Annotated in this window: 22 protein-coding genes; 15 read left to right on the forward strand and 7 right to left on the reverse strand. The window is 73.1% G+C overall.

What is annotated here, in order from left to right; translation table 11 throughout:
* Window positions 1-238: 238 nt before the first annotated feature.
* Window positions 239-685, reverse strand: a complete 447-nt coding sequence (locus tag ACFV4N_RS21715; RefSeq protein ID WP_344043037.1) for a metallopeptidase family protein — start codon at window positions 683-685, stop codon at window positions 239-241.
* Between the two features lie 148 nt (window positions 686-833).
* Here ACFV4N_RS21715 and ACFV4N_RS21720 point away from each other — a divergent pair, with 148 nt between their 5' ends.
* The 6 genes from ACFV4N_RS21720 to ACFV4N_RS21745 all read left to right on the forward strand — a co-directional run bounded on the left by ACFV4N_RS21720 (window position 834) and on the right by ACFV4N_RS21745 (window position 6,095).
* On the forward strand, window positions 834-1,190 hold the full coding sequence (locus tag ACFV4N_RS21720; RefSeq protein WP_344043023.1) for a DUF3499 domain-containing protein: 357 nt from the start codon (window positions 834-836) through the stop codon (window positions 1,188-1,190).
* A 77-nt stretch (window positions 1,191-1,267) separates the two neighbouring features.
* Window positions 1,268-2,620 (forward strand): phosphomannomutase/phosphoglucomutase, encoded by a 1,353-nt coding sequence (locus tag ACFV4N_RS21725; protein WP_499674401.1) that lies wholly within the window; start codon window positions 1,268-1,270, stop codon window positions 2,618-2,620.
* A 5-nt stretch (window positions 2,621-2,625) separates the two neighbouring features.
* Window positions 2,626-2,823, forward strand: a complete 198-nt coding sequence (locus ACFV4N_RS21730; RefSeq protein WP_499674402.1) for a Trm112 family protein — start codon at window positions 2,626-2,628, stop codon at window positions 2,821-2,823.
* 6 nt (window positions 2,824-2,829) lie between these two features.
* Window positions 2,830-3,906 carry an SIS domain-containing protein gene (locus ACFV4N_RS21735; protein WP_499674384.1) on the forward strand — a complete coding sequence of 359 codons (1,077 nt, stop codon included), beginning with the start codon at window positions 2,830-2,832 and terminating at the stop codon, window positions 3,904-3,906.
* Window positions 3,907-3,910: 4 nt separating this feature from the next.
* On the forward strand, window positions 3,911-5,128 hold the full coding sequence (manA, locus tag ACFV4N_RS21740; RefSeq protein ID WP_499674385.1) for a mannose-6-phosphate isomerase, class I: 1,218 nt from the start codon (window positions 3,911-3,913) through the stop codon (window positions 5,126-5,128).
* 43 nt (window positions 5,129-5,171) lie between these two features.
* The gene (locus ACFV4N_RS21745) at window positions 5,172-6,095 is read left to right on the forward strand and encodes a cation diffusion facilitator family transporter (RefSeq protein WP_499674386.1); all 924 of its coding nucleotides are present in this window, start codon (window positions 5,172-5,174) and stop codon (window positions 6,093-6,095) included.
* On the opposite strand, the gene ACFV4N_RS21750 is transcribed toward ACFV4N_RS21745, so the two are convergent.
* Genes ACFV4N_RS21750 through ACFV4N_RS21765 form a run of 4 tightly spaced genes read right to left on the reverse strand, consistent with a single transcriptional unit; the run spans window position 6,090 to window position 8,722 of the window.
* Window positions 6,090-6,416 carry a hypothetical protein gene (locus tag ACFV4N_RS21750; RefSeq protein WP_499674387.1) on the reverse strand — a complete coding sequence of 109 codons (327 nt, stop codon included), beginning with the start codon at window positions 6,414-6,416 and terminating at the stop codon, window positions 6,090-6,092. The genes ACFV4N_RS21745 and ACFV4N_RS21750 overlap by 6 nt on opposite strands.
* On the reverse strand, window positions 6,413-6,922 hold the full coding sequence (locus ACFV4N_RS21755; RefSeq protein ID WP_499674388.1) for a hypothetical protein: 510 nt from the start codon (window positions 6,920-6,922) through the stop codon (window positions 6,413-6,415). The genes ACFV4N_RS21750 and ACFV4N_RS21755 overlap by 4 nt, the downstream gene beginning before the upstream one ends.
* Entirely contained in the window at window positions 6,919-7,191 is a 273-nt protein-coding gene (locus ACFV4N_RS21760) for a hypothetical protein (RefSeq protein ID WP_499674389.1), read from the reverse strand. The genes ACFV4N_RS21755 and ACFV4N_RS21760 overlap by 4 nt, the downstream gene beginning before the upstream one ends.
* Window positions 7,192-7,201: 10 nt before the next feature.
* On the reverse strand, window positions 7,202-8,722 hold the full coding sequence (locus ACFV4N_RS21765; protein ID WP_499674390.1) for an amino acid permease: 1,521 nt from the start codon (window positions 8,720-8,722) through the stop codon (window positions 7,202-7,204).
* A gap of 85 nt (window positions 8,723-8,807) precedes the next feature.
* On the opposite strand from ACFV4N_RS21765, the gene ACFV4N_RS21770 reads away from it, so the two are divergent.
* Window positions 8,808-10,070, forward strand: coding sequence for a glutamate mutase L (locus ACFV4N_RS21770; protein WP_499674391.1), 1,263 nt, complete (start codon window positions 8,808-8,810; stop codon window positions 10,068-10,070).
* A gap of 60 nt (window positions 10,071-10,130) precedes the next feature.
* Here the strand turns inward: ACFV4N_RS21770 and ACFV4N_RS21775 are convergent, their stop codons facing one another.
* Complete coding sequence (locus tag ACFV4N_RS21775; RefSeq protein ID WP_499674392.1) at window positions 10,131-12,539, reverse strand: hypothetical protein; 2,409 nt, start codon at window positions 12,537-12,539, stop codon at window positions 10,131-10,133.
* A 127-nt stretch (window positions 12,540-12,666) separates the two neighbouring features.
* Between ACFV4N_RS21775 and ahcY the strand changes: the two genes are divergently transcribed.
* Window positions 12,667-14,130 (forward strand): adenosylhomocysteinase, encoded by a 1,464-nt coding sequence (gene ahcY, locus ACFV4N_RS21780; protein WP_499674393.1) that lies wholly within the window; start codon window positions 12,667-12,669, stop codon window positions 14,128-14,130.
* Between the two features lie 35 nt (window positions 14,131-14,165).
* Here ahcY and ACFV4N_RS21785 read toward each other — a convergent pair whose 3' ends face one another.
* On the reverse strand, window positions 14,166-15,122 hold the full coding sequence (locus ACFV4N_RS21785; RefSeq protein WP_499674394.1) for a hypothetical protein: 957 nt from the start codon (window positions 15,120-15,122) through the stop codon (window positions 14,166-14,168).
* A gap of 141 nt (window positions 15,123-15,263) precedes the next feature.
* On the opposite strand from ACFV4N_RS21785, the gene ACFV4N_RS21790 reads away from it, so the two are divergent.
* The 7 genes from ACFV4N_RS21790 (at window position 15,264) to secA (ending at window position 25,565) form a co-directional block, all read left to right on the forward strand.
* Entirely contained in the window at window positions 15,264-15,905 is a 642-nt protein-coding gene (locus tag ACFV4N_RS21790) for a dTMP kinase (protein WP_499674395.1), read from the forward strand.
* Between the two features lie 186 nt (window positions 15,906-16,091).
* Window positions 16,092-16,769: an MtrAB system response regulator MtrA gene (gene mtrA / locus ACFV4N_RS21795; RefSeq protein ID WP_344040121.1), complete on the forward strand. Its 678-nt coding sequence runs from the start codon at window positions 16,092-16,094 to the stop codon at window positions 16,767-16,769.
* Between the two features lie 25 nt (window positions 16,770-16,794).
* Window positions 16,795-18,543 (forward strand): MtrAB system histidine kinase MtrB, encoded by a 1,749-nt coding sequence (gene mtrB, locus ACFV4N_RS21800; RefSeq protein ID WP_499674396.1) that lies wholly within the window; start codon window positions 16,795-16,797, stop codon window positions 18,541-18,543.
* Entirely contained in the window at window positions 18,540-20,270 is a 1,731-nt protein-coding gene (locus ACFV4N_RS21805) for an LpqB family beta-propeller domain-containing protein (protein ID WP_499674397.1), read from the forward strand. The genes mtrB and ACFV4N_RS21805 overlap by 4 nt, the downstream gene beginning before the upstream one ends.
* 85 nt (window positions 20,271-20,355) lie before the next feature.
* The gene (locus ACFV4N_RS21810; protein WP_499674398.1) at window positions 20,356-20,982 is read left to right on the forward strand and encodes a ComF family protein; all 627 of its coding nucleotides are present in this window, start codon (window positions 20,356-20,358) and stop codon (window positions 20,980-20,982) included.
* A 442-nt stretch (window positions 20,983-21,424) separates the two neighbouring features.
* On the forward strand, window positions 21,425-22,111 hold the full coding sequence (gene hpf / locus ACFV4N_RS21815) for a ribosome hibernation-promoting factor, HPF/YfiA family (RefSeq protein ID WP_499674399.1): 687 nt from the start codon (window positions 21,425-21,427) through the stop codon (window positions 22,109-22,111).
* 568 nt (window positions 22,112-22,679) lie between these two features.
* Complete coding sequence (gene secA, locus ACFV4N_RS21820; protein ID WP_499674400.1) at window positions 22,680-25,565, forward strand: preprotein translocase subunit SecA; 2,886 nt, start codon at window positions 22,680-22,682, stop codon at window positions 25,563-25,565.
* Window positions 25,566-25,775: the final 210 nt, after the last annotated feature.

Here is a 25,775-nt window from a genome sequence, read left to right on the forward strand (position 1 = left end):
GACTCACCGGCCCTGAACGTACGACTCACCGGTCCCGAACGTACGACTCGCGAGGTCCGAACGCATGACTCGCCCGACCTGAACGCATGACTCGCCGGTGAAAGCGCTCCCACCCCGCGCGTGTCATGCGTTCAGTGCCCGCGTGTCATGCGTCCGGTGCCCGCGAGTCGTACGTTCAGGGTGCGCGAGTCGTACGTTCAGGAGCCGCGAGTTGTGGGTTCGGGTGTGGGGGTGGTGGTCAGTCGCCGTCGATCACGTCCGGGTCCAGGCCCAGGTAGTTGGCCACTTGTTCGACCAGGACGTCGTGGACCAGGTCGGACAGGTCGGCGCCGTCCTTGGCGCGGGCCTCCAGGGGGCGCCGGTACAGGACGATCCGCGCGCGGCGGTCGGCGCCGGCCGGCACCAGGCGGGCCAGGGGGACGTTGCCGTCCTCCACCACGTCGCCGTCGTCGCCGTTGGGCGCCACGTCCGGCACGTCGTCCACCGCGACGTCCAGCTGGGTCAGTTCGGTGCGCCAGCGCGCCTCGATCGGTTCCAGCGCCTCCAGGACCAGCGCGTCGAAGCGCTCGGCCCGGCTGCGCGCCGCCGGCAGGGAGGCCGGGTACAGCGGGCCGCGCAGCCCGCGCCCGTGCCGGTCGCGGTTGCGCCGCCGCGGAGCGCCCTGCCTCCGTGAACCCCGAGCCATCACCACGGCGTCCAGGGTAGTTGTCCGCCCCCGGGCCCCCGCCGGGTACCTCCCCGACCAGGCAACTTGCCGAACCCGTCGGCCGCCTCCAGCGCCGCGCCGGAGGTAATCCAACACACCCGGCGCGGGACGCGATATCGTCCCCGCCGTGCGGAGCGTGAGACGGTGCTCGCGAACCGGGTGCGGGAACCCGGCAGTCGCCACGCTCACGTACGCCTACGCGGACTCCACGGCGGTGGTGGGACCACTGGCCACCTACTCCGAACCGCACTCGTACGACCTCTGCGAGGAGCACGCGCTGCGCCTCACCGCACCCCGAGGCTGGGAGGTCGTGCGGCACCAGGGCGAGTTCCGCGCCCCCGAGCCCACCGTGGACGACCTGACCGCCCTGGCGGAGGCCGTGCGCGAGGCGGGGCGCACGCCGGCGATCGAGGTGCCGGAGGTGCCGGCGGGCACCATCAGGCGCGGTCACCTGCGCGTTCTGCCCGATCCCAACGAAGACTGAACGACCGGGCACGCCGCGCACGCGCGCGCCGGTACGCTTCCCAAGGCAGTGTCAAGAGCCAACTTGGGAGTGTGGCTGTGCGCGATCTGTCCGGCATCGTCAAGGCTTACGACATCCGCGGTGTGGTCGGGGAGCAGCTCGACGAGGGCGTCGTCCGCGACTTCGGCGCGGCGTTCGCGCGCCTGGTCGGCGGGCCAGCGGTCGTCATCGGCCACGACATGCGCGAGTCCTCGCCGGGTCTGGCGGCCGCGTTCGCCGACGGCGTGACCGCCCAGGGCGTCGACGTCGTCACCATCGGCCTGGCCAGCACGGACATGCTCTACTTCGCCTCCGGCAAGCTCGACCTGCCCGGCGCGATGTTCACCGCCTCCCACAACCCGGCCAAGTACAACGGCATCAAGCTGTGCCGCGCGGGCGCCGCCCCGGTGGGGCAGGACAGCGGCCTGGCGCAGATCCGGCAGGACGCCGAGCAGGGCGTGCCGGACGCGGAGGGCGTGGCCAAGGGCACCGTCACCGAGCGCGACATGCTCTCCGAGTACGCCGCCTACCTGCGGCAACTGGTCGACCTGTCCGGCAGCCGGCCGCTGAAGGTCGTGGTCGACGCGGGCAACGGCATGGGCGGCCACACCGTGCCCCGGGTCTTCGACGGCCTGCCCATCGAGGTCGTCCCGATGTACTTCGAGCTGGACGGCAGCTTTCCCAACCACGAGGCCAACCCGCTCGACCCGAAGAACATCGTCGACCTCCAGGCGCGCGTGCGGCAGGAGGGCGCGGACGCCGGCGTGGCGTTCGACGGCGACGCCGACCGCTGCTTCGTGGTCGACGAGCGCGGCGAGCCGGTGTCGCCGTCCGCGATCACCGCGCTGGTCGCGGTGCGCGAGCTGGCCAAGGACCCGGGCGGCACGGTCATCCACAACCTGATCACCTCGCACGCGGTGCCGGAGATCGTGCGCGAGCACGGCGGCACCCCGGTGCGCACCCGCGTCGGCCACTCCTTCATCAAGGAGGAGATGGCCAGGACCGGCGCGATCTTCGGCGGCGAGCACTCCGCGCACTACTACTTCCGCGACTTCTGGCGCGCCGACACCGGCATGCTGGCCGCGCTGCACGTGCTGGCCGCGCTCGGTGAGCAGGACGGTCCGCTGTCCGCCCTGACCAGCGCTTACGAGCGTTACGCCGCCTCCGGCGAGATCAACTCGACGGTGGACGACCAGCAGGGCAGGCTGGCTGCCATCAAGGCCGAGTTCGGCGGCCGGGAGGGCGTCGAGCTGGACGAGCTGGACGGCCTCACGGTGAGCCTGCCCGACGGCTCGTGGTTCAACCTGCGCGCCTCCAACACCGAGCCGCTGCTGCGGCTCAACGTCGAAGCCGCCGACGCGGCCTCGGTCGCGGCGCTGCGCGACGAGGTCCTGGCGATCGTGAGGGGATGAGCGCCGTGGCGGTCCAACTCGACCCGCAACTGCTGGAGATCCTGGCGTGCCCGTGCCCGGAGCACGCGCCGCTGAAGACCGGCACCGCGACCGACCCGCAGGCGGACTACCTGACCTGCACCTCGTGCGGCCGGTCGTTCCCGGTCCGGGAGGGCATCCCGGTGCTGCTGCTGGACGAGGCAGTCGAGCCGACGGCCGGGTGACCCAGCGTGCTTGACGACAGCCTGCTCGACGACCAGCACCGGCTCATCGACGCCGACCCGGGTGGCCTGCTGCGCGCGGCCGCCCGGGCGGGCGCGCAGGTCCGGGCCACCGCCGAGGCGACCGGCGAGCTGGGCGTCGAACGCCTGTTCGCCGACCGCCCGCGGGCGGTGGTCATGGTCACCAGGCCGGGCGTGGCGAGCGCCATCGCGGGCCTGGTGACCGCGCTGCTCGGGCCGCGCTGCCCGGTGCCGGTCGTGGTCGCCGACGACGTGCCCGCGTGGGTGGGCGCGCTGGACGTGGTGCTCGCGCACACCGAGGACCCGGGCGACGTGCTGCTGGCCGAGTCGGTCGACCGGGCGGCCCGGCGCGGCGCGCGGGTGCTGCTGACCGCCGAGCCGGAGGGCCCGGTGGCGGCCTCCGCCGCGCAGCGCGCCCTGCTGGTGCCGCCGCGCGTGCCGGTGCCGCAGGGCTTCGGCTTCGCCCGCGGGTTCGCCGCGTGGCTGTCCGCGCTGAACGCGCTGCGGCTGCTCGACGTGGACGTGCAGGCCATCGCCGACGAGCTGGACCGGGAGGCCGAGCGCTGCCACCCGGCGCACGAGTCGTTCGTGAACCCGGCCAAGGCGCTGGCGCTGCGGGTGGCCGAGCGGACCCCGCTGCTGTGGGGCCTGGACGACCTCGCCACGGCCGTGGCCGCGCACGGCGCGAACGTGCTGGCCTCGTACGCGGGCGTGGTCAGCGACGTGGCCGGCTATCCTCAGGCCCTGACGCGCTCGGTGCTGCACCGCCGCGCGGTGCGCGGCACGTCGGGCGCCGACCTCTTCGCGGACCCGGACGACGAGCAGGACGGCCTGGTGCGGGTGCTGCTGCTGGCCGTGCGCCAGGGGCCGCAGGCGGAGTTCGCCCGGCGGGTCGCGCTGGAGACGTTGTCGGGAGCCGACGTGCTCGAACCGGCCGAGGAGGTCGGCGGCGGCGACGCCGTGTGCGCCGCGCTGCTCGCGCTGCGGTTCGAGCTGGCCGCGCTGTACCTGGGCCTGGCCGCGGGCACGCTCGGCGGGCCGGGGCGCTACGCGCCGGCCGTGTGAGGGGATGACTGTGGAACTGCTGCACAACGCGGTCCGGCCGTACGCGTGGGGTTCGCGCACGGCCATCGCCGAGATGCTCGGCAGGGAGGTGCCCGCGCCGCACCCGGAGGCCGAGCTGTGGATGGGCGCCCACCCGGGCGACCCGTCCCGCGTGGTCGGCCCGGACGGCGCGGTGCGCTCGCTGCTGGACCTGCTCGCCGAGGACCCCGACGGGCAGCTGGGCGCGCGCTGCGCCGACCGCTGGGGCAGCCGGCTGCCGTTCCTGTTGAAGGTGCTGGCCGCCGACGAGCCGCTGAGCCTCCAGGCCCACCCGTCGGCGGAGCAGGCCGCGCTCGGGTTCGCCACCGAGGACGCGGCGGGCGTGCCGATCGACTCGCCGGTGCGCAACTACAAGGACCCCTCGGCCAAGCCGGAGCTGATCTGCGCGCTGACCGAGTTCCACGCGCTGGCCGGGTTCCGGGACCCGGAGCGCACCGTGGCGCTGCTGCGGGCCCTGGACGCGCCCGACTTCGCGCCCTACACGGAGCTGCTGGCCGCGCAGCCGGACCCCGACGGGCTGCGCGCGCTGTTCACCACGCTGATCACGCTGCCGCAGCGGGCGCTGGACGTGCTGCTGCCGCAGGTGCTGGACGCGTGCGTGGTGCACGTGAAGGAGCACGGCGAGTTCGACCTGGAGTGCCGCACCGCCCTGGAGCTGGGCGAGGCGTACCCCGGTGACGCGGGCGTGCTAGCCGCGCTGCTGCTCAACCGGCTCGTGCTCCAGCCGGGCGAGGCGATCTTCCTGCCCGCCGGCAACCTGCACGCCTACCTGCACGGCACCGGCATCGAGATCCTGGCGAACTCGGACAACGTGCTGCGGTGCGGGCTCACGCCCAAGCACGTCGACGTGCCCGAGCTGATGCGCGTGCTGGACTTCGCCTGCGGCGACATGACCGTGCTGCGGGGCGAGCAGACCGCGCCGGGGCTGTGGGCGTACCGGACGCCGTGCCCGGAGTTCGAGCTGTCGCGGGTCGAGGTGCCGCCGGGCGGGGAGGTCCGGCTGGACCACGGCGGGCCGCAGATCATGATCTGCACGCGCGGCCGCGCGACGCTGGCCTCGGACGGCGCGTCGCTGGTGCTGGGACGGGGTCAGTCGGTGTGGCTGCCGGCCCGTGATCCGGCCGTGCTGGTGTCCGCGGATGTTTCGACTCAACTTTTCCGCGCCACCCCCGGTGTTGAGTAGGGTCACCCCGACCAAACGGACCTCCGGCGCGTAGGGAGCAATCGTGTCAGCAGGGGGCGGGACCAAGGCGATCATCGCCGCGCTGGTCGCCAATGCCGGTATCGCCACGGCCAAGTTCGTCGGCTTCCTGATCACCGGGTCGTCGTCGATGCTGGCCGAGTCGGTGCACTCGGTGGCGGACACGTCGAACCAGGGCTTGCTGCTGCTGGGGCAGAAGACCGCGAAGAGGAAGGCGACCCTGGCCCACCCGTTCGGGTTCGGCCGGGACCGCTACTTCTACTCGTTCATCGTGGCGCTGATGCTGTTCAGCCTCGGCTCGGTGTTCGCGCTGTACGAGGGCATCCACAAGCTGGAGGCCCACGAAGAGCTGAGCAGCCCGATGGTCGCGGTGGTCATCCTGGTCGTCGCGATCGGGCTGGAGACCTACAGCTTCCGCACCGCCATCGTCGAGTCGAAGGCGATCAAGGGCAACGCCACGTGGTGGCAGTTCATCCGCCAGTCGAAGGTGCCCGAGCTGCCGGTGGTGCTGCTGGAGGACGCGGGCGCGCTGTTCGGCCTGGTCCTGGCGCTGTGCGGCGTCGGCCTGTCGACCATCACCGGCGACCCGGTGTGGGACGCGATCGGCACCATCTGCATCGGCGTGCTGCTGGGCGTCATCGCGATCATCCTGATCATCGAGATGAAGTCGCTGCTGATCGGCGAGGGCGCGGCGCAGGCCGAGCTGGACGTGATCGTGGACGAGCTGGCCGCGGGCAAGGTGCAGCGGGTGATCCACATCAAGACGCAGTACATGGGGCCGGACGAGCTGCTGGTGGCGGCGAAGATCGCGCTGGAGCCGGGGCTGTCGCTGGCCGAGGTGGCGCAGGCCATCGACCACGCGGAGCAGCGGGTGCGCAACCGGGTCCCGTCGGCGCGGTTGATCTACCTGGAGCCCGACCTGGACCGCTCGGCGGTGGCCAGGTCATAGCCCGTCGGCGAGGAGTTCCCGGCCACCGGGGAGTTCGCCCCTGATCGCGAGGGCGACGAGCTGCCGCGCGCAGTGCTCGTCGCCCTTCGCGGTCCGGTCGAGGAGTTCGTCGAAGGCGCGGCGTCCGGCGAGCAGGGCGGCCAGTTCCTCCACCGCGCCGGGTGCCCCGTGGGCGACCAGCCGGCGGAGCAGGTCGATCGCGTCCTCGAAGCGCCCGGCCCCGGCCAGGGCGTCCGCGAGGGAGTAGCCCGGCTCGGAGGCGTCGAAGGCGTGGGCGGGTCTCGCGTGCGCCTCCCCGGGACGTTCCCGGGCGCCACTCACCGGACCAGCTCGGCGACCTCGCCGATCCGGCCGTGGGCGACCAGCGCGGTGACCAGGTCCTCGCTCCAGTACGGCGAGGCGGTCGCCGCCGCCTCCCGGTACAGCGGGTCGGCGTGGCGGTAGCGCAGCCGGTGGTAGGCGTTGAGGGTCAGGCGGAAGCGGTCCTCGGGGGTGTCCGGGTGCTCGTGGCGCTCCACCAGGGCCGGACCGCCCGCCACCACCTGGATGACCCTGCCGTCGTGCGCGGTGGTCAGGGCCCTGAGCAACCTGGGGTCGGCCGGGACCTCGGCCAGTTCGGCGGCGTCCAGCCGGTCGGCCACCCGGATGCGCTCCACGCGGTGCTCCAGCAGGGCGCCCGCCCGGGGGTTCTTCACCAGGGACGTCCAGTGGCGGGGCCACATCGTGCCCAGCACCACGAACGGCCCGGGCAGCTCCAGCAGCGTCCGGAGCGCCACCGCCGCCTGCTCGCCGGTCGCGCCGCCGAGGTGGTCCTGGGTCTCGTTCAACCACAGCACGGTGCCGGGCTCGACGGCGCCCGCAGCCACCCCGCCAGCGCCGCGTCGTGCGCCCGCGGCAGGTAGGCGGGCAGGTAGGGCAGCTCCGCCGGGCCCACCGCCCGGTGCACGTCCAGGTCGAACGGGTGCCACTCGCGAACGGGGCGAGGCGGCGACGGCGCCACCGCCGGCCGACCCGGGTGCACACCACCCGAGATCACCCCGGCTTGGACGACCGTCGCCGCCTCGCCCGACATCTCGACGCGGACCGGTCCCGACACCGGTCCGACGTTACGGAACCTCGTCCTCCTTCACCACGGGCTCGGCCGTGGCGCCCCGTTGGCCCAGCAGGGAGTGCCGGCGGCTGTAGGCGAAGTACACCACCACGCCCAGCGCCATCCACACCAGGAACCGGACCCAGGTCAGCGCGGTCAGGTTCAGCATCAGCCACAGGCAGGCGAGGATGGCCAGCACCGGCACGACCGGGACGAGCGGCACGCGGAACCCGCGCGGCAGGTCCGGCCTGGTCTTGCGCAGCACCAGCACGCCGGCCGACACCAGGATGAACGCGAACAGCGTGCCCACGTTCACCATCTCCTCCAGCTTGCCCGCCGGGAAGAAACCGGCCGCGATCGCGACCAGCACGCCGATGACGGCGGTGATCCGGTGCGGCGTGCCGTGCCGGCCGGTGCGGGCCAGGCCGCGCGGCAGCAGGCCGTCGCGGGACATCGCGAACAGCACCCGCGACTGGCCGAGCATCAGGACCATCACCACGGTGGTCAGGCCGGCCAGCGCGCCCACCGAGATCACCGTGGCCGCCCAGTCGACGCCGTTGGCCGAGAACGCGGTGGCCAGGGTGGCGCGCGTGCCGTCGGGCTGGGTCTTCAGCTCGGTGTAGGGCAGCATGCCGGTGATCACCAGCGACACCGCCACGTACAGCACGGTGACGATGGCCAGCGAGCCGAGGATGCCGCGCGGCACGGCGCGCTGCGGGTTCCGGGTCTCCTCGGCGGTGGTGGCGACCACGTCGAAGCCGATGAACGCGAAGAACACCAGCGACGCGGCGGCGAGCAGCCCCAGCACGCCGTACGTGCTGCCCTCGAAGCCGGTGAGCAGCGAGAACAGCGACTGGTCCAGGCCCGTGGCGGTCGCCTCACCGGTCTGCGCGGGCGGGATGTACGGGCTGTAGTTCGCCGTGTTGATGTACGAGATGCCGAGCACGATCACCAGCAGCACCACGGCCACCTTCACGGCCGTGATCACGGCGCTGACCCGCGACGACAGCTTCGTGCCGACGATCAGCAGCCCGGTCAGCGCCGCGACCAGCAGCAGCGAGCCCCAGTCGACGTCGAAGCCGCCGACGGTCGCGGTGGTCCTCACCGACAGCCCGAGCTGCCCGAGCACCGTCTCCAGGTACAGCGACCAGCCCTTGGCCACGGCGGCCGCGCCGACCGCGAACTCCAGCACCAGGTCCCAGCCGATGATCCACGCCGCGAACTCGCCGAACGTGGCGTAGGAGAACGTGTACGCGCTGCCCGCCACCGGCACGGTCGAGGCGAACTCGGCGTAGCACAGCGCGGCCAGCGCGCAGGCCACCGCCGCCAGCACGAACGCCAGCGACACCGACGGCCCCGCCAGGTTGCCCGCGGTGGACGCGGTGAGGGTGAAGATGCCCGCGCCGATCACCACCGCGACGCCGAACACGGTCAGGTCCCAGGCGGTGAGGTCCTTGCGCAGCCTGGTGCCCGGTTCGTCGGTGTCCGCGATCGACTGCTCGACCGATTTCGTGCGCCACAGCCCGTTTCCCGGCACTGCCGGCCTCCCTGGGGTGCTGGTGGTTGATCTGGTCAGACTAAGGTCAGGTGCCCCGAACGGCCGCACCGGTAGGTTGCGCCGCATGACCGTGCTCTGCGTTGACGTCGGCTCGACCTGGACGAAGGGCGCCCTCGTGTCGGAGGACGGGGAGCTGCTGGGCACGGCGCAGCACCCGACCACCCCACCCGAGGTGCTCCGGGGGGTTGACGCGGTCGGCGGTGCGCTAAACCCCGCCGATCGGACGCTGGCGTGCTCGTCGGCGGGCGGGGGGCTCAAGCTGGCGGTGGTCGGGCAGGAACGCCTGGTCAGCACTGAGGCGGGGTACCGGGTGGCGCTGTCGGCGGGCGCGAAGGTGGTCCACGTCTCCGCGGGGCCGCTGGACGGCGCGGGCGTCCGGGAGCTGCGCGCGGCCCGGCCGGACGTGGTGCTGCTGGTCGGCGGCACGGACGGCGGCGACGACTCGGTGCTGCTGCACAACGCCGGGCGGCTCGGCGCGAACCGGTTGGCCTGCCCGATCGTGCTGGCGGGCAACGCGGAGGCGCGCGAGGCCGCGGTGCGGCTGTTGGCGGGGCGCACGGTGGTGCCCGCCGCGAACGTGCTGCCGGACGTGGGGGAGCTGGCGCCGGGTCCGGCGCGCGAGGCGATCCGCGAGGTGTTCCTGCGGCACGTCATCGGCGGCAAGGGATTGTCGCGGGGGCCGCGGTTCCGGCGGCTGGTGCGCGCGGTGACGCCGGACGCGGTGCTCACGGGGGTGTCCCGTCTCGCCGCGCGGGACCACGGGGGCGCGGTGCTCGTGGTCGACGTGGGCGGCGCGACCACCGACGTGTACTCGGCGGTGTCGACGGCGGAGGGGCCGGAGCGGGTGGTGGCGCTGCCGCCGGACCGCCGCACGGTCGAGGGAGACCTGGGCGTGCGCTGGTCGGCTGGCACGCTGGTGGGCGCGGCGCGGCGGGAGAAGCTGATCGACCGCGCGGAGGAGGACGCGCTCCGGTCGGGGGTGACGGCGGGGTCGGACGACGTGTCGTGGCTGCCGGAGGACCCGGCCGCGGACCTGCGCCTGGGCGTGCTGGCCGCGGTGCTGGCCGTGCGCAGGCACCTGGCGCTGGTGGAGGGGCGGTTGGGGCCGCGGGGCGCCGGTCTGCTGGTGCTGTCGGGCGGGGTGTTCCGGCACGCCGGGTCCGTGGCGGGGGTGGAACGCGCGCTGCGCGCCGACCCGGTGCTGCGGCCGGTGCTGCGGGAGGCGGCCGTCGTGGTGGACCGGGACCACGTGCTGGCGCCGGCGGGGCTGCTCGCGGGCGAGGGGCGCGTGGACGCCGCCGACCGGCTGCTGGCGCGCCTCGGCTGAGCGGCGGGCCGGTGGCCCGGTCCGTTCAACGGACCGGACCACCCCCCGCCCGGCCCCGGCTCACTTCGGTTCCGGCTCCGGTTCCGGCGACGCCACCGGCGCCTGCCTCGCGGTCGGCAGCACGGTGGGCCGCAAGGGCGGCGGCGGTTCCTCCACGTCCAGGCCCGCCGCCATCGCCACGGCCCGGTCCCACTCGGGGTCGGAGGCGTAGTCCGCGTGCCGGTTCACGCCGGGCGCCCAGCGGCGACCGGGGAACGGCCCCCGCTGCGGGTCGGGCAGCCAGTGGTCGCCGCCGAGCACCAGCGCGCCCGTCGGCCCCCGCCGCGCGGGCGGCAGCGCCCCGGTGGTCCCGTCCGCGCGGAAACCCACCCCGAGCAGCACCTCGTCGAACACCTGCCGGTCCCACGTGGTCACCGCGCCGCCCAGCGCGTCGGTGCCCCGGCACAGCGCCCGCCACCGCCCCTCCAGCCGGCCGGACAGCGAGGCCAGCGAGCTGTGCGGCACCACCGCCGGGAACGCCCGCGAGTACGCCCACTGCAGCTGGGACCCGGCGGTGACCAGGCCGAGCCGCTCGGCCTGGTGCGGTGGCAGCTCCTCCAGCAGCCGGGCCGCCGCCACCGCGGTGAGCAGGCTGCCCTGGCTGTGCCCGGCGAGCACGACCCGCGTGCCGGGCTCGGCCAGGTGCTCCCGCGCCCGCGCCACCAGCTCCGGCACCACCTTCAGCGCGTAGCAGGGCGGCACCACGGGGTGCGCCTCGCGCGGCCAGAACGCCGCCAGGTCGGCCAGCACCCCCACCTGCCGCGCCTTGTCCGGCCGCCGCGCGGCCAGGTAGACCGCCCGCAGCAGCGCCAGCGCCAGCAGGCCCAGCACCACGACGCCGAAGGTGGACACCGGGTCGGTCCACGCCGGCGGGTCCACCTCGCGCAGCCGGAGGAACGCCGCGGGCACCGCGCCGGTCGCCAGCACCGCCGCCAGGACCAGCACCGCGTGGTGGCTGTGCCGCCGCTGCCACCGCGCCCACCACCACGCCCGCGCCGCGCGCCGGGCGTCCCGGCCGCGCCCGGCGTGCAGGAGCGCGGCTTCGCGCGCCCACTCCTCCCTGCGCCGCAGCGAGCTCCACCGCAGCATCCCGACCGTCGCGCCGACCGCCAGCCCGGCGGCCAGCGCGAGCACCCCGGCCACGCCCCACAGCAGCGCGATGTAGCGGTACCCGCGCGGCAGCGTGCCGTGCCCGAGCACGCCGCGCAGCGCCAGCGCCAGCCCCGCGCCGAACCCGCCGCCGAGCAGCGCCGCCAGCGCCAGCACCGGCGCGGCCATCCAGCCGCCCGCCCACGGCCGCAGCCCCCGCGGCTGCTTCGCCCAGGTGCGGCGGGCCAGCAGGGCGGCGGGCACGAGCAGCAGCCCGACCAGCAGGCACACCAGCGCCTCCAGCGCGGCCACCAGCTGCACGGACTGGTCCGCGCCCGGCAGCCGCGACGGCAGCCGGACCAGCAGCGCGGTGGCGGCCAGGAGCAGCAGCCAGGCGGTGGTGTGCAGCACCCGGCGCGGTCCCCTGCCGAGGGCGGCGCGCAGCCACCGCCCGCCCCGGTGCGGCGTGCCGCCGGTCGGGTCGTCGAGCAGCATCGCGCCCAGCGCCGCCACCGCGACCAGCGCGATCCCGGCCGCCCGGCACACCGCGATGGCCTGCCCGTGCGCGCCCGGCGCGAGCAGCGGCCCCGCCGGACCGCCCAGCGCGACCGCCACGGCCGTGCCCAGGCCCGCGACCAGGTGCAGCACGCGCAACGCGGGCGTGTCCGGGTCGGCGGCCACGGGCGCGCCGGGCAGGGTGGACGGCCGGGACGCCGGGTCGGCCTCGGCGGGCGCCGCGGTGCGCTCGATCCGCCAGTCCACACTGGACATCCGGTGCAGCACGAGCAGGGCCAGCGCGATCGGCGCCACGCCCACCACCGCCCGCACCCACGGCGCGTCGCCCGCCCGCGGCCGCCCCCACGGGCACGCCGAGCCGGGCGCGAGGCACTGGGCGGCGACCAGGTCCAGGCTGATCACGGCGAGCTGCGCGACCAGCAGCACGGTCAGCAGCAGCGCCGCCAGCCGCAGCAGCGCGCGCAGGCAGATGCCGAGCAGGTGCGCGGGCGCGTTGCCGGCGGGCGTCGGCGGCAGCATCCAGTGCGCCACGTTGGCCAGCGCGAACGGGAACAGCAGCGCCCACGCCGCCTTCGCCAGGCCGCCGGAGGTCATGCGGCCCCACACGTAGCCCTCGACCACGCGCGACACCGGCCGCCCGCCCGCCTGGAGCACGGGGCCGGGCGCGGGCCGGCGCAGCCGGTCGGCCGGGCGCACGACGCGGCCCAGCCCGTCGCCCGCCACGTCCACCGCCGCCACCGCGTCGACCAGCGACTCCGGGGTGGTGCCCTGGACACCGTGCACCCGCAGTTCGACCACCCTCGTGTCGGGGCCCGGAATCAGCACGAATCCTCCAGCGAGCCTCGTAGCCGGCCAGGTCATAGTGGTGCATCGACCACACTTGCCGTCGACTCCCGGGGACGCGGCGTGGCGAGCGGTATGGTCGGGCCAACCCGAGATGGAGGAACCCACGATGACCGCCGAGAGGCTCCAACACCGCAACGGCATCGACTTCGCCGTGGCGGACCTCTCCCTGGCCGAGTTCGGCCGCAAGGAGATCCGGCTGGCCGAGCACGAGATGCCGGGCCTGATGGCGTTGCGCCGCGAGTACTCGGAGGTCTACCCGCTGCGTGGCGCGCGGATCTCCGGTTCGCTGCACATGACCGTCCAGACCGCCGTGCTGATCGAGACCCTGGTGGCGCTGGGCGCCGAGGTCCGCTGGGCCTCGTGCAACATCTTCTCCACCCAGGACCACGCCGCCGCGGCCGTGGTGGTGGGCCCGCACGGCACCGCCGAGGAGCCGAAGGGCGTCCCGGTGTTCGCCTGGAAGGGCGAGTCGCTGGAGGAGTACTGGTGGACCGCGGAGTCCATGCTGACCTGGCCGGACGGCAACGGCCCAAACATGATCCTGGACGACGGCGGTGACGCGACGCTGCTGGTCCACCGGGGTGTGCAGTACGAGAAGGCGGGTGTCGTCCCGGAGGCCGAGGTGGACGACCCCGAGGAGTGGAAGATCGTCCTGGACACGCTGCGCCGGTCGCTCGCGGCGGACCCCGGCAAGTGGACCAAGGTCGCCGAGGGCATCCGCGGCGTGACCGAGGAGACCACCACCGGCGTGATGCGGCTCTACCAGCTCGCCGCGGCCGGCGACCTGCTGTTCCCCGCGATCAACGTCAACGACGCGGTGACCAAGTCGAAGTTCGACAACCGCTACGGCATCCGCCACTCGCTGATCGACGGCATCAACCGCGGCACGGACGTGCTGATCGGCGGCAAGGTGGCCGTGATCTGCGGTTACGGCGACGTGGGCAAGGGCGCGGCCGAGTCGCTGCGCGGCCAGGGCGCCCGGATCGTGGTCACCGAGGTCGACCCGATCTGCGCCCTCCAGGCGGCCATGGACGGCTACGACGTCCAGGTGCTCGACGACGTGCTCGACAAGGCCGACATCATCATCACCACGACCGGCAACAAGGACGTGGTGACCGCCGACCACATGTCGCGGATGAAGCACCAGGCGATCGTGGGCAACATCGGCCACTTCGACAACGAGATCGACATGGCCGGCCTCCAGCGCTACCCGGGCGTGCGGCGGATCAACATCAAGCCGCAGGTCGACGAGTGGGTGTTCCCGGACGGCCACTCGATCATCGTGCTGTCCGAGGGCCGCCTGCTGAACCTGGGCAACGCCACCGGCCACCCGAGCTTCGTGATGTCCAACTCGTTCTCCAACCAGGTGATCGCGCAGGTCGAGCTGTTCACCAAGCACCAGGAGTACGACAAGGAGGTCTACCGGCTGCCCAAGAAGCTGGACGAGAAGGTCGCGCGCATCCACCTGGAGGCGCTGGGCGGCAAGCTCACCAAGCTGACCAAGGAGCAGGCCGAGTACATCGACGTGGACGTCGAGGGCCCGTACAAGCCGGAGCACTACAGGTACTGATGTCGACCGGGGTGGCCGGTACCGCGGCCACCCCGTCACGTCCACTCGACGCCGACGCCCGCCACCCCGGGCCCGACGTCCTCGAAGTACGCGCTGACGAACCCGCCGAGCCCGCACACCAGCTCCTCCAGGTCCACCGGCGAGCCCCCGGCGTCGCCGCGGAACTGCTTGGTGCACCGGGCGGGCAGCGCGCGCCTGCTGAACGCCACCTGGAGCAGGTAGCCGCGGCACGCCTCGCGGAACGCGCGGTGGTGGCCTGGCGTGGGCCCGCCGGTGTCGTCGACCACGGTGAAGCTGAAGACGTGCTCCTCGCCCTCGGCGAGCCTGCGGTCGAACAGCAGTTCGAACGCGAGCCCGCGCGCCGCGTGCCGCCGCCGGGTGCGGCCGAGCCGGCAGCCCTCGCCGGTGCGCACGACGGCGTTGTCGACCAGGCTGCCCTCGTCGCCCTGGTGCACGGCCAGAAACCGGTCCGGCCCGGCCTTCGCCGCCCGCACCACGAGCCGCGTGGTGATGGACCGCTGCTCCCGCTCGGGCCCGACCAGCACGGTGTCGTGCACGGACAGCACGTCGAGGTCGGTGTTGGCGCCGACGTCGGCGACCGCGTCGAACCCGGTGGGCAGCGGCGCGGGGGAGAGCCACGGCGCCCGGGGCGGCCTGGGCTGGGGCCGGTGGCCGACCAGCGCCACCAGGGATTCCGGCGGCAGCTTCAGCACGGTCTCCAGGGCCCGCACGGTGGCGATGGCGCGCGGCACCTCCGGGTGGCGCAGGCCGCGCTGCCAGTAGCTGAGCGTGGACTGGCCCACCTGCACGCCCTGCTGCTCCAGGTGGGCGCGCAGCCGGGCGAGGGACAGGCCGCGGTGCGCGATGGCGTCGTGCAGGGCGCGGTGGAACGGTCCGTAGCGCAGCGTCTCGGCGAGCGCGTTCGGCAGACCCCCAGTCGGGTGGCCCACCGGCTCGTCAACCGGTCTGGCGTGCCCGGAATCCGCGGTCACCGCGGCACCACCCTTTCGCGCAACCGGAAATGGGCTTCACCGTAGTCACTCGATCTGGTGACCGAAAGGATCAATCATCACCCGACTGGGCGAAGTGATGCCGCCGAACGTGAACGAAGACAGCCCCTTAGGGTGCTCTTCGTGGGAAAACTCGTCGTGATCGAGGGCTTGGACGGCTCCGGCAAACGCACCCTGGCCAAGGCGCTGACCGGCGCGCTGGAGGCCCGCGGCCTCGCGGTGGCGACCGGCGCGTTCCCCCGGTACGAGCAGGACGTGCACGCCGAGCTGGTGCGGGACGCGCTGCACGGCAGGCTGGGCGACCTGACCGACTCGGTCCACGGCATGGCCGTGCTCTACGCCCTGGACCGCCGGGGCGCGGCCGACGGCGTCCGCGCCGACCTGCGCGGGCACGACGTGGTGCTGCTCGACCGGTACGTCGCCTCCAACGCCGCCTACGGCGCGGCCCGGCTGCGGCAGCCGGCGGGCGGGGAGTTCGTCGAGTGGGTGAGGTCGCTGGAGTTCGACCGCTTCGGCCTGCCCGTGCCGGACCTCCAGCTGCTGCTGCGCGTGCCGACCGGCGTGGCCGCGGACCGCGCGGCGCGGCGCGAGGCCGAGGAGTCCCGGGACCGCGACCTGTACGAGTCCGACGGCGGCCTCCAGGCCCGGTGCGCCGTCGCCTACGACGAGCTGGCCGCCATGGGGTGGGTGTCGCCGTGGGAGGTGCTCGACGGCACCGCCGACCTGCGCGTCGATGACCTCGTCGAACGGTGGTTCACCCGTTAGTATGACGGTGTAACGAAACGTGACCGCTGTGCCGATGACCCGCTGAACGATCCCGGTTCGGGGAGGCGAGGCGGTCACGTGCAACGGCGACAGAGAGTGGTCACGGACTGGACCCGTGCGGCGACCAGCGGCGATGACCACCGGTCGGTGCGGGGGCTGCCGGCCGTTAGTGGGACGATGGTGGGTATGAAGGCACGCGTGCTCGTCGTGGACGACGACCCCGCTCTGGCGGAGATGCTGACCATCGTGCTGCGGGGCGAGGGCTTCGACACCGCCGTGGTGGGCGACGGCGCCCGCGCCCTGCCCGCGCTGCGCGAGCTGAAGCCGGACCTGGTCCTGCTGGACCTGATGCTGCCCGGCATGAACGGCATCGACGTCTGCAAGGCCATCCGCTCCGAGTCGGGTGTGCCGATCGTGATGCTGACCGCCAAGAGCGACACCGTGGACGTGGTGCTCGGCCTGGAGTCGGGCGCCGACGACTACGTCGTCAAGCCGTTCAAGCCCAAGGAGCTGGTCGCGCGCATCCGCGCCCGCCTGAGGCGCACCGAGGCCGAGCCCGCCGAGGTGCTCCAGATCGGCGACCTGACCATCGACGTCCCCGGCCACGAGGTGCTGCGCGAGGGCAAGCCGATCCAGCTCACCCCGCTGGAGTTCGACCTGCTCGTGGCGCTGGCCCGCAAGCCGCGCCAGGTGTTCACCCGCGAGGTGCTGCTGGAGCAGGTCTGGGGCTACCGGCACGCCGCCGACACCCGCCTGGTCAACGTGCACGTCCAGCGGCTGCGGTCGAAGGTCGAGCGCGACCCGGAGCACCCCGAGGTGGTGCTGACCGTCCGCGGCGTCGGGTACAAGGCGGGCCCCCCGTGATCGGCGGCCGGTAGATCGGGTGCGGATGACCGGGACCGCCCGCCGGTGGCTGCTCGACCCCGCGGTGCGCGAGGCGCGCCGCGCGGTGGAGCACGCCCGCCGCCGGGCGGTGGCGTTCGGCGAGCTGTGGCGCCGCTCCCTCCAGCTGCGGGTCGTGGTCAGCACGCTTGCGCTGTCCTCGGCCGTGGTGTTCGTGCTGGGCATGGTGCTCCAGGTGCAGATCACCGACCAGCTGCTCCAGGACAAGATCAAGGCGGCGGTCCAGCAGACCGAGGCCAGCGCGGCGACCATCCAGCCCGAGATGGCGGGCCTGAACCCGGGCCCGGACAACGTCAAGGCCCGGTTCGCGCTGGCGCTCACCAAGCTCACCAGCTCCGGCGTCGACCGCGACGCCGCGGGCTCCGGCGCGGGCGCGTTCGAGCCCGTGCTGTGGGACGCGGGCGAGGTCGGCGCGGACGGCCTGCCCGTCGCCGTCGGCCCCTACCGGGACGTGCCGACCGGCCTGTACGAGATGCTCGGCGAGGCCAGCACCGGCTACCAGATCACCACCGTCGACCGGGACACCGGCGCGACGACGCTGCTGGTCGTCGGCAAACCGGTGAGCACCTCGTCCCGGGCCATGCACCTGTACCTGCTGTTCCCGCTGACCGGCGAGCAGACCACCGCGGAGGTCGTGCAGAACACCCTCGTGGTCGGCGGCCTCGTGCTGCTCCTGCTGCTCGCGATGATCGCGAACCTGGTCACGAGGCAGGTCGTGCGGCCGGTGCGGCAGGCCGCCGAGATCGCCGAGCGGTTCGCCGAAGGCGACCTCGACGACCGGATGCCGGTGGTCGGCGAGGACGACATGGCGCGCCTGGCCGAGTCGTACAACGAGATGGCCGCCAGCATCCAGCGGCAGATCCACCAGCTCGAGGAGTTCGGGCAGCTCCAGCGCAGGTTCACCTCCGACGTCTCGCACGAGCTGCGCACCCCGCTGACCACCGTGCGGATGGCCGCCGACGTGCTGCACGCCTCCCGCGAGCAGTTCCCCAGCGGCCTGGCCCGCTCCACCGAGCTGCTGGTCGACGAGCTGGACCGGTTCGAGTCGCTGCTCGGCGACCTGCTGGAGATCAGCCGCCTGGACGCGGGCGTGGAGGAGCTGGCCGCCGAGCTGGTCGACGTGCGCGTGCTGGCCCGCCGCGCCCACGACGCGGTGCGCGCCATCGCCAACAGCAGCGGCTCCGCGATCGTGCTGGACCTCCCCGACCACGAGGTGCTCGCCGAGGTCGACGCCCGGCGGGTCGAGCGCATCCTGCGCAACCTGCTGGCCAACGCCATCGACCACGGCGAGGGCCTGCCGGTCGAGCTGACCATGCGCGGCGGCGACGACGCGGTCGCGGTGACCGTGCGGGACCACGGCGTGGGCCTGCGCGCGGGCGAGGCGGACCTGGTGTTCAACCGGTTCTGGCGCGCCGACCCGTCCCGCAACCGCCGCACCGGCGGCACCGGCCTCGGCCTGTCGATCAGCCTGGAGGACGCCCGCCTGCACGGCGGCGCGCTGGAGGCGTGGGGCGAGCGCGGCCAGGGCGCGGTGTTCCGGCTGACCCTGCCGTGCCGGCTCGGCCACGAGGTGACCGGCAGCCCGCTGCCGCTGGTGCCGCCCGGCCTGCCGGTGGTCGCGCCCGAACCGGAGCCGGAGGCGCCCGAGCCGGTCGAGGAGGTCGAGTTGACCGAGGAGGAGATCACGTGGCAGCCCGCCGAGCCGGTCACCGGCGAGCGCGAGGAGGTCCGGTGAGGCTCCTCGTCGTGCTCCTCGTGCTGCTGACGGCCGCCGGCTGCGCGGCGATCCCCACCGAGACCTCGCCGATCGCGGTCAACCCGTCCGCGGGCCGCTCCACGAAGGCCGCCGCGATCGAGCCGGCCGACGACATCGACCCCCTCACCCTGGTCCGCGAGTTCGTCAACGCCACCGCCAACCCCGAGGACGGCTACGCGGCCGCCAAGGCGTACCTCACCGAGTCGGCGCGGGAGAGCTGGAACACCAGGAGCACGCCGACGATCATCGAGCCGACGTTCAACACCGTGCCCACGGGCCTCGGCGTGGACGACGACCAGCAGCGCACGGTGCTGCTCCAGGGCAAGAAGATCGGCCGGCTCCAGCTGGAGGACAACTCGTTCGTCGAGCTGGTCGGCACCGTCGACACCGCCATCGGCATCGCCCGCGACGCGAACGGCCAGTGGCGCATCTCCCAGCCGCCCGACGGCATCTACGTGCCGCAGGGCGGGTTCAACCAGTTCTACCGCCGGGTGACGCTGTTCTTCTGGAACTCGGACTACAGCGTGCTGGTGCCCGACCCCCGCTACGTGGTGGTCGCGCCGTCCACGTCGATCCCGTACCGGGTGACGCAACTGCTGCTCAAGGGGCCCGCGGTGGCCATGCGCGGCGCGGTGGCGTCGGCCATCCCGAACGGCGCCGAGCAGCGCCACGACACCACCGAGGCCGACGACGGGGCGCTGGAGGTCGACCTGACCAAGGTCGGCGACATCACCGCGGCGGTGCGCAAGCAGGTCGTGGCGCAGGTGGTGAAGTCGCTGACCGGGGTGAGCAGCAGCCGCATCCGGATCCTCGTCGAGGGCCAGCCGATCCTGCCCGAGCGGGAGGAGTGGCGGCCCGCGGACGTGACCACCGGCGAGGGCCTGACCGCGCCGGACGCCGGCCTGACCGGCATGCTGCTGACCGGCGGGCGGGTCCGGCAGGTCAACGGGGAGCCGGTCGCCGGTCCCGCGGGCACCGGCGAGTACCAGGCGCTCGGCGCCGCCCAGTCCATGGACGGCAACCGGCTGGCCGTGGTGAGCCGGGTCGGCGACGGCTCGGTCCGGCTGCGGGTCGGCGGCGTGGGCGACGGCCTCGGCCTGGTCGATCTGACCGCGACCGCGATGACCAGGCCGACGTGGCTGCTCAGCGGGCAGGAGGACGAGCCGAGCAGCGAGGTGTGGACCGTCGTCGACCGGACCAACGTGGTGCGGGTGGTCGAAGGCGACAACGGGTGGACCGCGCGCACCGTCAACGCCTCCGAGCTGGCGCTGCACGGCCCGATCACCGAGCTGCGGCTGTCTCGGGACGGCACGCGGGTGGCGGCGGTGGCGGGCGGGCGGCTGCTCGTGGCGGCCGTGGTGCGCGGGCAGGACTCGGCGGTGACGCTGCGGTCGCCGCGCAACCTCCAGCCGTCCCTGGTGGGCGCCAACGCGCTGTCGCTGGACTGGCTGGCGCAGGACGTGCTGGTGGTCAGCACGTCGCTGGCGTCGTGGCCCATCGCGAAGATCAACATCGACGGCCTGGGCATCGAGCGCTACAACACCTCGAACCTGACCGCGCCGGTGACCTCCGTGACCGCCGCGCCGGGCCGCAACGTGCTCGCGGTGGACCAGAGCGGCCTGTGGAGCGCGAACGACGTGGCCGACGTGTGGCGGGCCTCGCCCACCGAGGTGGACCGCGCCACCCAGGTCTTCTACCCGGGCTGACCTCCCCTTTTTTCACCCGATCGAGACCCCCGGGAACCCGTTCCCGACCCCCTGGGCCGTCGGTGGCCGCCGGCACCCTCGACCCATGTTGACCACGCTGCTGTTCCCGCCCCGCTGCCCCGGCTGCCGCACCTGGGGCGCCACCGCGTGCGCCCGTTGCCTCTCGGCCTTCGGCCCACCGCGCCGCGTCCCGGGCGCCGGCCCACCCACCTACGCCCTGGCCCCCTACGCGGGCGCGGCCCGCGAACTCGTCCTCGCCTTCAAGGAACGGGGCCGCCGCGACCTGGCCGCCGTCTTCGGCGCCCTCATAGCCGCGGCCCTGCCCCGCCTGCCCCCGCCGCACCCCTCGGAGCGGGTGTGGCTGGTGCCCGCTCCCTCCCGATCGTCGGCGGCGAGGGCGCGGGGAGGCTCCCACGTGCTGAGAATGGCACGCGCGTCCGGCTTTTCCGTGGCCCCGGCCCTCGCTTTCGCGAAAGGGGTTCGTGATTCGGTCGGGTTGGATCCGGCGTCCCGGCGGGCGAATCTGGAGGGCCGCGTGCGGATCGTTCCGGGTGGGCTGCCCCCACCCGGAACACCGGTTGTCCTGCTGGACGACGTGATCACCACAGGTTCCACGGCGCGCGCGTGCATTTCGGTGTTGAAATCGGGTGGGTTCCGGGTATCCGGGGTGCTCACACTGACCGCAGCCCGACGAACCCACCCGGTCGAGTGAAACCGGTCGGGAACCTCCCGGCCCGCTCGTCCGTTAGCCGGATGTGAGGCCCATGCAGAGGCTGTTCGACGTAGCCGTCCTGCCGGTGGATGACCGCAACCGGCTGGACTGTTCGGGTGAGCCGCCCTCGCCGCGATGCCTCGACGCGCCTGCTTGGCGCACAGCCGGTGCCGGTTTTTCGTCGCTCTGCGTTACGGCGGGAAAAACTTGGAGTTCCCCCGCCCCGGGGGCTGTCGCAGCGGCGAATACCGGGCTAACGTGCACCGCTATCAGCGTTCCCGGCACGCGGGGAGGAGGCGAACAGCCCATGACCCTGGCGCCGGTCGGATGCTGAGGGGCAACCCTCAGCGACAACTCCGCGAAGCAGGTCGCGACGCAGATCGCGTATCCGGCGCCGAACGATCCAAAGCCACAGCTCGCCCCTAAGCGAGGGAGGTTGCGTATGGACATCGTCGTTAAGGGCCGCAACGTCGAGGTGCCCGATCACTACCGGGTTCACGTCGCCGAAAAGCTGGCCCGGCTTGAGCGTTACGACCGCAAGGTCATCCGCTTCGACGTGGAGCTCTTCCACGAGCCGAACCGCAGGCAGTCGAAGAACTGCCAGCGCGTGGAGATCACCGGCAAGGGACGTGGTCCCGTAGTCCGCTCCGAAGCCTGCGCAGGCGATTTCTACGCCGCGCTGGACGCTGCTGTCACCAAGCTGGAAAGCAGGCTGCGCCGCTCTCACGACCGCAGGCGCGTGCACCACGGTCGACGCGGCCCCACCTCGGTCGCCGAGGCGACCAGCGGACTCGCGGCCACCCTGGCCCCCGGTGCCGACGGAGAGGCGCAGAGCGCGTGGCGCGGGCGCACCGCGGTGCTGGAAACCACAGAGCCGGAACCGGCCTACGACGAGGACATGGCGGAAGTGCCCTCGCAGCGCTGGGACGACGGCGTCGAGGACAACCTGCCCGGCCGGGTCGTGCGCGAGAAGGAGCACCCGGCCAAGCCCATGACCGTCGACCAGGCCCTCTACGAGATGGAACTGGTGGGCCACGACTTCTACCTGTTCTCCGACTCCGACTGCGGCCGCCCGAGCGTCGTCTACCGCCGGAAGGGGTTCGACTACGGCGTGATCAGGCTGGCCTGACCCCCACCTGACACGGTCCCCCCACAAACCCCAACCCCCGGCGTCCAGCACGCCGGGGGTCCAACCCATCCCCACCCACCCCGCGTGCCATGCCCCCACCCCCCGCGTGTCATGCACTCAGTTCGGGCGTGTCATGCGCTCAACCCCCGCGTGTCATGCACTCAGTTCGGGCGTGTCATGCGCTCAGCCCTCGCGAGTCGTACTTCCAGAGCACGCGAGTCGTACGTTCAGCCCATGCGTGTCGTACGCCCAGGACCCCCGAGTTCACCACCCAGAACCGGCGTGTCCTCCACTCGGGCACCGCGTGTCGTCCAGTCCGGCACCGCGTGTCGTCCGGTCGGGCCGCCGCACCCCGTCGAGGGCCGGTCCGGCGCCGCGCCGCAGGTAGATCAACTGTCCGTTCGAGGCCCGTCACGGGGCGTTCCGCACCCCTTCCTACCTGTGTCTGTGCACACACCTTCACGACTTGCCTACGATGGCAGGTGGTGAAGGCTCGGCATACCCGTGACGAGCCGCTGGAAGGCGCCCACCCCCGGGCGCTCGCGATGACGTAATGAGGTCGACCCGGATGGTGCTGTCCCGACTGCTCCGCGCTGGCGAGGGCAAGATGCTCAAGCGCCTGCGCAACATCGCAGCGCACATCAACACCCTCGAAGACGACGTCGTCGACCTCTCCGATGCGGAGCTGCGCGCGAAGACCGAGGAGTTCCGCCGTCGCCACGCCGACGGCGAGTCCCTCGACGAACTGCTGCCCGAGGCGTTCGCCGTGGTCAGGGAGGGCGCCAAGCGCACCCTCGGCCAACGGCACTTCGACGTCCAGTTGATGGGTGGCGCCGCGCTGCACCTCGGCCAGATCGCCGAGATGCGCACCGGTGAGGGCAAGACGCTGACCTCCGTGCTGCCCGCCTACCTCAACGCCATCGCGGGCAAGGGCGTCCACGTCGTCACCACCAACGACTACCTGGCCAAACGCGACTCCGACTGGATGGGCCGCATCCACCGCTTCCTCGGCCTGACCGTCGGCGCGATCCTGTCGGAGATGACCCCCGAGCAGCGGCGGGTCGCCTACAACGCCGACATCACGTACGGCACGAACAACGAGTTCGGCTTCGACTACCTGCGCGACAACATGGCGTGGAGCCGCGACGAGATGGTCCAGCGGGGCCACTTCTTCGCCATCGTCGACGAGGTCGACTCGATCCTCATCGACGAGGCCCGCACCCCGCTGATCATCTCCGGCCCGGCCGACCAGTCGTCCCGCTGGTACGTCGAGTTCGCGCGCCTGGCCACCAAGATGCGCCGCGACGTGCACTACGAGGTGGACGAGCGCAAGCGCACCATCGGCGTGACCGAGGCCGGCGTGCAGTTCGTCGAGGACCAGCTCGGCATCGACAACCTGTACGACTCGACCAACACGCCGCTGGTCGGCTACTTCCAGAACGCGATCAAGGCCAAGGAGCTGTTCACCAAGGACAAGGACTACATCGTCCGCAACGGTGACGTCATGATCGTCGACGAGTTCACGGGCCGCGTGCTCGCCGGTCGCCGCTACAACGAGGGCATGCACCAGGCGATCGAGGCCAAGGAAGGCGTCGAGATCAAGGCCGAGAACCAGACGCTGGCCACGATCACCCTCCAGAACTACTTCCGCCTCTACGAGAAGCTCGGCGGCATGACCGGTACCGCCGAGACCGAGGCGGCGGAGTTCCACCAGACCTACAAGCTCGGCGTGGTCCCCATCCCGACCAACCGCCCGATGCAGCGCAGGGACGAAGCCGACCTCGTCTACAAGACCGAGGAGGCCAAGTTCGAGGCGGTCGCCGACGACATCGTCGAGCGGCACCAGAAGGGCCAGCCGGTGCTGGTCGGCACGACCAGCGTCGAGCGCTCCGAGTACCTGTCCAAGCTGCTCGTCCGCAAGGGCATCCCGCACGAGGTGCTGAACGCCAAGCACCACGAGCGCGAAGCGCTGATCATCGCCAAGGCCGGCCGCAAGGGCGCCGTCACCGTCGCCACCAACATGGCGGGCCGCGGCACCGACATCGTGCTCGGCGGCAACCCCGACATCCTCACCGACCACGAGCTGCGCGAACGCGGCCTCGACCCGGTGGAGGCGCCGGAGGAGTACGAGGCCGCGTGGGCGAAGCTGATCGAGGAGATCACCGCCGAGGTCAAGTCCGAGGCGGAAGAGGTCCGCGACGCCGGCGGCCTGTACGTGCTGGGCACCGAGCGGCACGAGTCGCGCCGCATCGACAACCAGCTGCGCGGTCGCTCCGGCCGTCAGGGCGACCCCGGCGAGTCGCGCTTCTACCTGTCGCTCCAGGACGAGCTGATGCGCCGCTTCAACGCGGCGATGGTCGAGACCGTCATGACGCGGCTGAAGGTGCCGGACGACGTGCCGATCGAGCACAAGATGGTCACCCGGGCCATCCGCAGCGCGCAGACGCAGGTCGAGCAGCAGAACTTCGAGATCCGCAAGAACGTCCTCAAGTACGACGAGGTCATGAACGAGCAGCGCAAGGTGATCTACGCCGAGCGCCACCGCGTGCTCGACGGCGAGGACCTGCGCGACCAGGTGACCCACATGATCACCGACGTGGTCGGCGAGTACGTCGACGGCGCGACCTCCGAGGGCTACGCCGAGGACTGGGACCTCGACAAGCTGTGGACGGCGCTCAAGACGCTGTACCCGATCACCCTCGACTACAAGAAGCTGCTCGACGACGACGAGGAGGACGTCACCCGCGAGTCGCTGAAGACGCTGCTCCAGGAGGACGCCCTCGCCGCCTACGAGAAGCGCGAAGCGGAGATCGACGGCCGCGTCGGCGAAGGCGCCATGCGCGAGCTGGAGCGCCGCGTCCTGCTCTCGGTGCTCGACCGCAAGTGGCGCGAGCACCTGTACGAGATGGACTACCTCAAGGAGGGCATCGGCCTGCGGGCGATGGCCCAGCGCGACCCGCTGATCGAGTACCAGCGGGAGGGCTTCGACATGTTCAACAGCATGTTGGACGCGCTGAAGGAGGAGTGCGTCGGCTTCCTGTTCAACCTGCAGGTCGAAGCCGCCGAGCCGCCGCCCGCCGCCGCCGAGCCGCCGGTCCAGGTCTCAATCGCCAACGGCGGCCCGCTGGCCGGCAGCCGGGCCCGCGCCCGGGCCGCCGCCGCGGCAGCGGCCCAGCAGGAGGCGGAGGCCGCCGCCCAGGCACCCGCCGGCCCGGCCCTGGCCCAGCTCCAGAGCGGCAACGCCATCCCGCCCGCCCTGCGCGGCAAGGGCCTGGACGGCCAGGCCCAGCAGGGCCTGACCTACTCGGGTCCGTCGGAGAGCGGTGACGCGCAGACCAAGGGCGGTGGCCCGCGCCAGGGCGGCGGCGGTGGCGGCGCCCAGGGCGGCACCCGCAAGGAACGCCGCGCGGCGGCCCGCGCCCAGGCGAAGGGGCAGCGCAAGGGCCAGAACTGACGCGCGGCGGTCGCGCGTGCGCGTGCGCCGGGAGGCGTGCTGCGGTCGCGTGCGAGCGCTGAACGCGCGTGTCGAGGTGAGTGCGCACGAGTGAGCACGCACGTGGAAGCGGGGGGGGGGGCGCGGTGGGGGCCCCGCGTGCACGGTTTCACGGGTAGGGGTGGCCCGGCCGGGGGGCCCAGGAAACCGGGGGGGGGGGGCCCCCAAGCG

This window comes from Actinosynnema sp. NPDC059797 (assembly GCF_042732085.1).
Lineage (GTDB): Bacteria > Actinomycetota > Actinomycetes > Mycobacteriales > Pseudonocardiaceae > Actinosynnema.